We start from the raw sequence: 8,979 nt of genomic DNA, 5'->3' as shown, positions 1-8,979 counted from the left end.
CGTTCTGTTCCAGCCCGATCACCAGGCCCAGGCGGAAAAGTGCGCCCGGCTGGCCGAGCAGACCTACGACCGGCTGGTTCCTTTCCTGAAGTGGAGACCCGGCGGCAGGACGGAGATCATCCTTACCGACCATCTGGACCAAGCCAACGCTATTACCACTGCCTTTCCCCGGCGGACCATAGTCATATATCTGAGCCAGCCGGCGGGCCAGCCCGGGAACTATGACGACTGGATGGAGGAGCTGATAGTCCACGAGTACACCCACCTGCTGGACATGGATATGGTCAGCGGTTTCCCGGGATTTTTGTGCCAGTCATTCGGCCGCTTATTCCTGCCCAACGCCGTTCAGCCCTGGAATCAGATCGAGGGCCTGGCGGTCTATTCCGAAAGCCGGTACACCAGGTTCGGACGCAACAAGGGAGCCTTGTATGACGGGATACTCAGATCATACGTCAATGAAAATAAATGGCCGGCGATAGACCAGGTCGCCGTCTTCGGTCCGGCCTGGCCCAGTGAGGCCCCTTACCTGTTCGGGGGAAAATTCCACCAGTACCTGGCCGAAAGATTCGGAGAATCAAAATTGGCCGAATATCAAAAACGGCACAGCGGGATGACGTTGCCATTCATGCAGAACCGGCCGGCCAAAAAAACATTAGGCCAAAGCTTGCCCCGGCTTTGGGACGAATGGCGGCGGCACAGCCAAAAAATCTACGGGGCGCAAATAGATTCCATCAAGGCTTCCGGTCTGAATTTTACGGAAAAATTGACCTCCAACGGGTTTGATAAGGCAGGACTGGATATTTCCCCGGACGGCAGATATGCCGCCTATGTCCAAAGCGACAGTCGGGATCGTTCCCGGATAATTTTGTATGACCTGTCTTCAGGCTCTTCCCGCATATTGGTCCGGGGTGAGTTCCAGAGTTTCCTGTGCTTCAGCCCGGACGGCGCCAAGCTGGCTTTTGCCAAATCCGAGTATTTGGGATCAGGCCGCCAACATTACAACGACTTGTATCTTCTGGATATCGCGAACGGCCGGACCACCAGGATCAGCCGGGGACTCCGGGCGAAGGATCCGGCATTTTCCTTTGACGGCCGAAGCCTGTATTTCGCGGGCAGCCAGGGCGGAGCCTATGCCCTGGGCCGTTTGGATATCGCCAACCAGACAGTCAAATATCTGACGGACTTCAGCGATTCCTGCACTTACAGCCATTTGAAAATGTCTCCCGACGGCAGCCGGCTGGCTTTGGTGGCCTGGACCGGCCAGGGCTTTTGCGATATCTATAGCTATGACATCGCCCAAGCCGAGTTCCAAACGCTGTTCTGCGATCAGACCCAGGAGCTTTGTCCCAGCTGGTCCCAAGACGGCCGGATGGTTTATTTCTCATCGGACCGTTCCGGCATCTGGAATACTTACAGTTATGATCTAAATCAAAAAACAATATCCCGATTGACCAATGTCGTAGGTGGTTCGCTTTTCCCGAATATATTGAACGACAGCACGATCTTGTATCTTGACCTCTCGGCCCGGGGCTACGATCTGGTCAAAGCGCAAACGGGGAATTATCCTGTTACTAAGGCGGTAATTCTTGATCCTGAAATATTCCAGCCGGCCAAACAGTTTCAAAGAACAGAATATCAAATAAAAAAATACCAGCCCTTAAAGACCATGATGCCGGTGCTATGGTTCCCCACCGCCTTTACCGATGAAAAGGACGGAGCGCTGGGCGTCAGCCTTTGGGGGTGGGATGCGTTGTTACAGCGGAATTATTATTTATCGGCCGGGGCCAGCCCGTCCAACCACAGATTTTACTTTGATCTGCAGTATGCCGATCAAAGCTTAAGTTTGCCAGTGAGCCTGACGCTTAGGGATTATCCGGCGGGTTACAATGTGAATATCTCCGGCCAGGATACGGTTTATTGGCAAAGAGAGCAGGAACAGACCTTGTCTTTTGGCTGGCCGTTCAAAAGATCGGATTACAGCCTTACTCCATCCATTCGTTTCAGACATCAGCGTTTAATGGGCTTAAATTACTTGATCGACGGGGTGTATAATCCTTACTGGACCGGGAATCTTTGCGACATCAGTACAGCCGTGAGTTTCAGCAATTACAAAATTTACCGGAATTCCATCAGCCCCCAGGACGGCCGCAGGATATTTGCCCGGGCTGCTTTTTATCATGAAACCTGGGGAAGCGATCTTGATCAAACTTATTTGTTCGGCTTATGGAACGAATACCTGAGCCTGTCTTTTTCCCGTCAGGTGCTGAAAGCCAGCCTCAGAGCCGATGCTTATTATGCCCGGAGCCAAGTCTATCGGGAAACCAACAACTGGCTCAACCTCCGGGGCTACGATCAGGCCGAGACGATTGGCCCGCGCCGGTTGGCCGTAACTTTGGAATACCGCCTGCCGCTGGTAGACATCCAGCGGGGCATTTCCACCTGGCCGATTTACTTTAAGAATATCCATGCTGCGGCCTTCTGGGATGCCGGCGCCGGCGCTTATAGTTTCAGCGACCTGAGATCCAAAACCTTCAAGCAGAGCCTGGGGGCGGAACTGGTCACGGACTGGACGGTGTTTTATTCTCTGCCGTCCTCTTTTAAGGTAGGTTTGGTCAGGGCTCTTCAACGTTCTCAAAAGTACAGTCTGTATTTGACATTTACTCAGGATATATTGGGAATATGAAAAATTATCATTTGAATATTTTGTTCATTTTATTCTGGTTACCAGCCGGAATAATTTGCCAAGCCCGGGCGGAAGGATCCGGGAATATTGAGATATCCATTACCGGCAACGTCTCCTATTCTGCTTCGGTCCTGAAAAAACAGATGAAGTTTAGGCTGGTGCAGGGCAAAATTATTCCCGAAAGTCTGGAGACGGCGACGGGAAGGTTAAAGTCATTTTACAGCCGCCAGGGTTATCTGGATGCCGGGATCAGCCATAAATTTATCGATCAGCAAGACGGAAGCGCCTCCCGGGTGGAGATCTATGTCCAGGAAGGCCGGCGCTGCCTGGTGGAGAAAATAATCTTCCGGGGCAATTCCGTCTTGGACAGCGACCGGCTCATTGGACTCTTGAAAACAAGGGCCGGCCAAGGGCTTGATCTGTCAGCCTTAGGCGAAGATGACTTCATTTTAATGCTTTTCTATGCCGATCTTGGTTACATCTATGCCGAGGTGGAGCACGAGCTGAACTATATAAATCCTGGCCAGGCCGAACTGGTATTTACGGTGGCCGAAGGCCTGCCGGCCAAGATCGGGCGCGTCATAATCAGGGGTAATTTGTTGACCCAAAGCCTGGCGATAGAGAGGGAGCTGGCCTTAAAGTCCGGCGATACTTTTTCCCGACGGGCTCTTTTAAAATCCCAGTTCCAATTATTGTCAACCGGATTGTTCAAGGAGGCCAAAGTTGCGCCGGGCGCCGCCAACCCCGACCGGTCCGAGATAGATATTGAGGTGGAAGTAAAAGAGAAAACCCGCCATGTTTTTGCCGCGGGGTTTGGTTATGGCAGCGGCGACGCTTTCAGACTCACGGGCAGTTGGGCGGACCGGAACATCGGCGGAATGGGAAGAACCCTGGAATTCAAGGCGCTGACCGCCTTTCAGGTCTGGAGCGGCCTGAAAACGGTGCGCCGCCAGGCCAAAGCATCATATATGGAGCCGTGGCTGTGGGGCGGCCGTACCCAGTCGGAAATTTCATTTTATTATGACGATTTCCGTCCGCCGTATACCGATTATCGCTTGCAGATTATCGGACTGGATTTCATGCTGGGCAAAATGCTGGGCCGGTATTCCACCCTAGGCGCCCGGTGGAAACAAGAATGGCTGAAGCTCTCGCCCGACTGGAGCCGGCAAGGCAACGCGGCCGACACCATCAGCTACCGGGGGCGGCGGACGATGCAGTTGTTCGGCGAATACCGCCGGTTTGACGACCCGGTCAATCCCAGATCGGGCTTCGGCTACGAATGGCAGACCGATTACACCGGAGGATTGCTGGGCGGAACCGAGACCTATCAGCGCCTGGCCAACGAATGGATAGCACATTTCAACCCCTACCGGCCGCTGGGAATCTCCGCCCGGCTGAAGTACGGGATCATCGGTGATTGGGCCCTGCACGCCCAGGTGCCGCCGTACGAGAAGTATTTTCTGGGCGGGCCCACCACTATCCGGGGATTCAGCAGCGGCCGGATGGGCCAGGTGGACGCCTCGGGCAGCAACATCGGCGGCGACAAGATGGGACTGGTCAACATAGAACTCAAAATATTTTTTCCCAAGCACTGGGTGGGAGTGCTTTTTGCCGATGCCGGATTGTTGGAGAACTGCAAGGTAAGTAAATTGTCCGTGCCCCAGTGGCACGGCACGCCTGGCTTCGGGGCCCGTTATGTCTTTCCCTTCGGCGCCGGCCGGGCCGACCTTGCCTTCCCGTCCGACAAAATTGACCAGATCAAGTACTGGCGGGCGGTTCTGGCCTGGGGCGAGGCGTTTTAACTTTTTCCCTTTACGACAGGATTAACAGGATTTTATACAATTGAACAATACACAGGAAACAATATGCAAGACCAGATAAAACAAGCCCGGCAGTTATTGCAGAACTCCGGCATCCTAATCCCAGACCAGTTGCCCGATGGAACGGTATGGCAAGAGGTAAAAATGCAGGCAAACAGGTCCGGCAAGATACCTGAATCCAAAACAGTGATGGCTGGTTTCATTGACCATACCATCCTAAAACCAGAGGCCCAAAGTGCGGACATCAAAAAATTATGCGCCGAGGCCCGGCAGCATGGCTTCTATTCGGTCTGCATAAATCCCGGCTGGGTGCCGCTGGCCGCTCAATTGCTGAAAGGAAGTAATGTCAAGGTCTGCACGGTCTGCGGTTTTCCGTTGGGGGCTAATGCTCCGGAAATAAAATCCCAGGAAGCCCGCCTGGCGGTGGAACAGGGAGCTTCTGAAGCAGACATGGTAATAAACATCGGCGCTCTGAAATCCGGAGACCATAAAACTGTTCATCGGGACATCGCCGCCGTGGTCAAAGCCTCATCCGGGGCACTGGTCAAGGTGGTCATAGAAACCTGTTTGTTGACCGAGGAAGAGAAAATACTGGCCTGCCTGATCTCAAGATCGGCCGGGGCCCATTTCGTGAAGACCTCCACCGGCTTTTCCACCGGCGGAGCCGCAGCCGCCGATATCGCACTGATGCGCCGGACGGTCGGGCCGCAGATGGGGATCAAGGCCTCGGGCGGGGTGCGCAGCCTGGAGGAGGCCAACAAGATGATACTGGCCGGGGCCAGCCGGATCGGCACTTCGTCCGGCGTGAAGATAATGGAACAAATGGATAAATGAGATGGAAAATAAAGAAACAAAACTGACAAAAAAGATGTATGCCGCCTGCGCCACCAGGGAATGGGGACGTTTGGTTCAGGACCCTTTTCACAGGCTGGAATTCGAGACCACAATGCGCTACCTGAAAAAGCATCTGCCTAAGAACGGCCTGATACTTGACGCCGGCGGCGGTCCAGGCCGGTACACCATCGAACTGGCTAAGCTGGGTTACGACGTGGTGCTTCTCGATCTGGTGCCCGAAAATTTGGATTTTGCCCAAAAGCAAATTGCCAAGAGCGGAATGACAAAACGCATCAAGAGAATAGACCCGGGCACTATAACTGACCTGTCACGCTATCCCGGCAATTCATTTGACGCCGTTATCTGCCTGGGCGGGCCTTTGTCCCATGTGCATCCGGCCAAGATGAGGGCCAAAGCCGTTTCCGAGCTGCTCCGGGTGGCCGGGAGAAACGCTCCGGTCTTCGTTTCGGTGATGGGCAAATACGGGGTGATGCTGGCCACACCGGAAGGCTGGCCTCGGGAGGTGAATGACAAGAAGGCATTTCAGCGCTTTTCCCGGACCGGGGATGATTACCATTGGTGCGGCCACGGTTATTGTCATTTTTTTACCGCGCAAGAGTTGAAAACGCTTTTTTCTGAGAGCAAAGCCAAGACGCTTGAGATGGTGGGGCTGGAAGGGCTTAACAGCAGCTGCAGGATCACCAACCAGTTTGCCAAAGAATATCCCAAGGCCTGGAAAAACTGGGTCGATGCCCATTATCAGATATGCACTCAACCGTCCGTGGTGGATGCCAGCGGGCATATGATGATCATTGTACGTAAAAAGTAAAACCAGCAAATCGAATCCGTGTTGATCATTTGACAAACGCTCATGACGACGTCCGTGTCCAATATATTATCCAAAATACAAAACTTCCCTCAGCAACCCGGGGTCTACCTGTTCAAGGACGCCGCAGGCGGGTTGATCTACATCGGCAAGGCCAAGGGCATCAAGGACCGGGTGCTGGACCATCTGCGCAACAACATCGATCCCAAGGAAATGAGGATGGTGTCGCTGACCACGGATATTGACTACATCCTGACCGACTCCGAGATCGAAGCGTTGATCTTGGAAGCCCAGTTAGTCAAAAAGCACCAGCCCAAGTACAACATCAATTTAAAGGACGACAAGAAATTCCCCTGGATCAAAGTAACCCGGGAAACCTTTCCTCAAATATATTCCACCCGCAATCTGTCCGATGACGGCTCAAAACTTTTCGGGCCCTATATCGACGCCACGGCGGTTAAGCGCACCCTGAAACTATTGAAGACCATTTTTCCCCTGCGCTCTTGCAGCCGTCAACTGCCGGACAAAGGCCCTTCCAGGCCCTGTCTGAATTACCACATCGGAAAATGCTACGGCCCCTGCCAGGGCTACATCTCGGAGCAGGAATACCAGGCCATGATCAGGTCGGCGGTGGGATTTTTGACCGGGCGCAGCAAGGAGCTGGAACGGAAGCTGAAACGGTTGCGGGACGAATCCGCCCAAAAACTGGATTTTGAAGCGGCCGCCCGCTGGCGCGACCACCTGCAAAATCTTCAGAAGGTGACCGCCCACCAGAAAACAATCCTGCCCGACGAGGCCGACTGCGACGTGATGGCCATGGGAAGGCTTAAAGCCCAGGCTTTTGTTACCGTGCTGCAATTCCGGGAGGGCCGGCTGGTTGCCCGCCTGGACCGGGCGCTGGACAATCCGTTGGAACTGGAGGAAAGCAAACTGTGGCCGGGGTTCATGGAACAGCACTATCTAAGAGTTCTGACCATACCCCAGAAAATATTGCTGGACATACTTCCGGAAGACCATAACCTACTAGAGGAATGGCTGAGCCGTCTCAAGAACCAGAAAGTGACCATCGTCCGTCCGGCCACGACTTTGGAAAAGAAGTTCCTGAACCTGGCCCAGAAACAGATCGGCTTTAAATTGGATGAAATGGTGGCCCAGAAGGAGGAGCTTAATTCCAAAACCGTTAAACCCCTGCTGGAGTTGCAGCAAGCGCTGGGGCTGCCGGCGTTGCCCCGCAGCATCACGGCTTTTGACATCTCGCACATCTCGGGCACCGATGCGGTGGGCTCGGCGGTCAGTTTCAAAGACGGCCGGCCTTTCAAATCAGGTTACCGGAAGTTCAAGATCAAGGCAGTGGAGGGCGTGAACGACCCGGCCATGATGCGCGAGACCATAGAACGGTATTGGGAGAATCAGGAGGAAAAGAACGAGCCGCACCCTGATTTTCTGCTGGTGGACGGGGGCCTGCCCCAGCTGAATGCGGCCTTGCATTTGGCCGGGGAAAAGGGTTATAATGTAATGGTGGCCGGCCTGGCCAAGCGATTGGAGGAAATCTACTTAACCGGGGGCGAGGTGGTAAGTTTGGCCAGAAATTCCTCGGCCCTGCACCTGCTGCAGCGTTTACGGGACGAGTCGCACCGTTTTGCCCAAAGCTATCATCACAAGCTAAGGCAGAAGGGCATAGACTCAGAACTGAACAAGATACCCGGCATCGGTGCTCAAAAGTCCAAACTTTTGCTCAAAACCTTCGGTTCGCTTAAAAGAATCAGGGAAACAGACCCCGAAAGACTTTCCGAAATTTTGGGTTCCAAAACTGCGGCCAAGGTCATTGAGTATTTACAAAAGGAAAATCTATGATACGATAAATACTCAACTTTGGCAAAAAGCCAAAGTTGAGGAAATTCAAAGCACGAAATACGAAATTTAAAACAAATCCAAAGCAAAACCCCATTTAATTCTTAAAACTGTTTAGAATTTGGTAATTGGAATTTGTCCCGCAATATCGGGATCCCGCCAAAGGCGGTGATTTCGGATTTCGAAATTAGGATTTTGAATTTCACCTTTGCCAAAGTTCAGTAAATAAATATTTTTTGTCTTGGTGTCACTTCGGCGTTGCTCAGTGCATGCTTTGTGGTTACGTTAGAATTTTTCACGCGCATAATATGAACATATACTACGGGCAATACGAATTCCCCATCGGAAAGATATTCATCTCCGCCACGCCGGCCGGGCTGTTCAACCTGGCACTGGGCCGGCACGACCTGGCGTTGAACTTCGCCAGCCTCAGCCGGAAGTCCGATTTCACCTTCCTCCACGACCAGGACAGGTTCGAGGATCTTTTGGTGGATCTGGCCGGTTATTTCGCCGGGCTGCCTACCGAGTTCAATTACCCGCTGGACCTGCGGGGGGCCTCGCCCTTTGAGCGCTCCATCTGGGAAAAGGCCCGGCAGATACCCTACGGCCAGGTGCGCAGCTACAAGTGGATGGCCGCCCAGATACATAATCCAAAAGCTTCCAAGGCGGTGGGCCGGGCCCTGGGCATGAATCCCCTGCCCATAATAATCCCCTGCCATAGGGTGATCATGCACGACATGTCGCTGGGCGGGTTCTCGGCCGGAGCCGGGTGGAAGGAGAAACTGCTGATGCAGGAACGGGGAGAACTGAGGATATTGTAACTAAAATGGGTCTTCTCCAATGAGTGTGGGTGATTTTAGGTGATTTTGGGCTACTTACAGGGGAGGAAGCGTGCAGGTCAGTACCTTCAACCGTAAGTATTCCTCGTCTCTCAAACCATACGCCCTGCGCTGAATAACCCTGAT

General features: G+C 53.3%; 6 protein-coding genes. All 6 read left to right on the top strand.

Annotated features, from left to right (window positions below):
- A partial coding sequence (locus HY768_11720; GenBank protein ID MBI4727861.1) for a PD40 domain-containing protein occupies nucleotides 1-2,683 on the top strand: 2,683 nt, incomplete at its 5' end.
- Nucleotides 2,680-4,485, top strand: coding sequence for a BamA/TamA family outer membrane protein (locus tag HY768_11715; protein ID MBI4727860.1), 1,806 nt, complete (start codon nucleotides 2,680-2,682; stop codon nucleotides 4,483-4,485). The genes HY768_11720 and HY768_11715, both read left to right, overlap by 4 nt.
- A gap of 207 nt (nucleotides 4,486-4,692) precedes the next feature.
- Entirely contained in the window at nucleotides 4,693-5,337 is a 645-nt protein-coding gene (gene deoC / locus HY768_11710) for a deoxyribose-phosphate aldolase (protein MBI4727859.1), read from the top strand.
- A 1-nt stretch (nucleotide 5,338) separates the two neighbouring features.
- Nucleotides 5,339-6,166, top strand: coding sequence for a class I SAM-dependent methyltransferase (locus HY768_11705; protein MBI4727858.1), 828 nt, complete (start codon nucleotides 5,339-5,341; stop codon nucleotides 6,164-6,166).
- 54 nt (nucleotides 6,167-6,220) lie between these two features.
- Nucleotides 6,221-8,017 carry an excinuclease ABC subunit UvrC gene (gene uvrC, locus HY768_11700; GenBank protein ID MBI4727857.1) on the top strand — a complete coding sequence of 599 codons (1,797 nt, stop codon included), beginning with the start codon at nucleotides 6,221-6,223 and terminating at the stop codon, nucleotides 8,015-8,017.
- A gap of 305 nt (nucleotides 8,018-8,322) precedes the next feature.
- A complete protein-coding gene (locus tag HY768_11695; GenBank protein ID MBI4727856.1) occupies nucleotides 8,323-8,835 on the top strand; it encodes a methylated-DNA--[protein]-cysteine S-methyltransferase in 513 nt (170 codons plus the stop codon).
- Nucleotides 8,836-8,979: the final 144 nt, after the last annotated feature.

The organism is candidate division TA06 bacterium (genome assembly GCA_016208585.1).
GTDB lineage: Bacteria > Edwardsbacteria > AC1 > AC1 > EtOH8 > UBA5202.
This window is presented reverse-complemented; position numbering and strand designations above follow the sequence as displayed.

Coding starts and splice junctions, on each gene's coding strand:
- HY768_11715 (MBI4727860.1), top strand. CDS start 2,680: ATGAAAAATTATCATTTGAATATTTTGTTCATTTTATTCTGGTTACCA.
- HY768_11705 (MBI4727858.1), top strand. CDS start 5,339: ATGGAAAATAAAGAAACAAAACTGACAAAAAAGATGTATGCCGCCTGC.
- deoC (MBI4727859.1), top strand. CDS start 4,693: ATGGCTGGTTTCATTGACCATACCATCCTAAAACCAGAGGCCCAAAGT.
- HY768_11695 (MBI4727856.1), top strand. CDS start 8,323: ATGAACATATACTACGGGCAATACGAATTCCCCATCGGAAAGATATTC.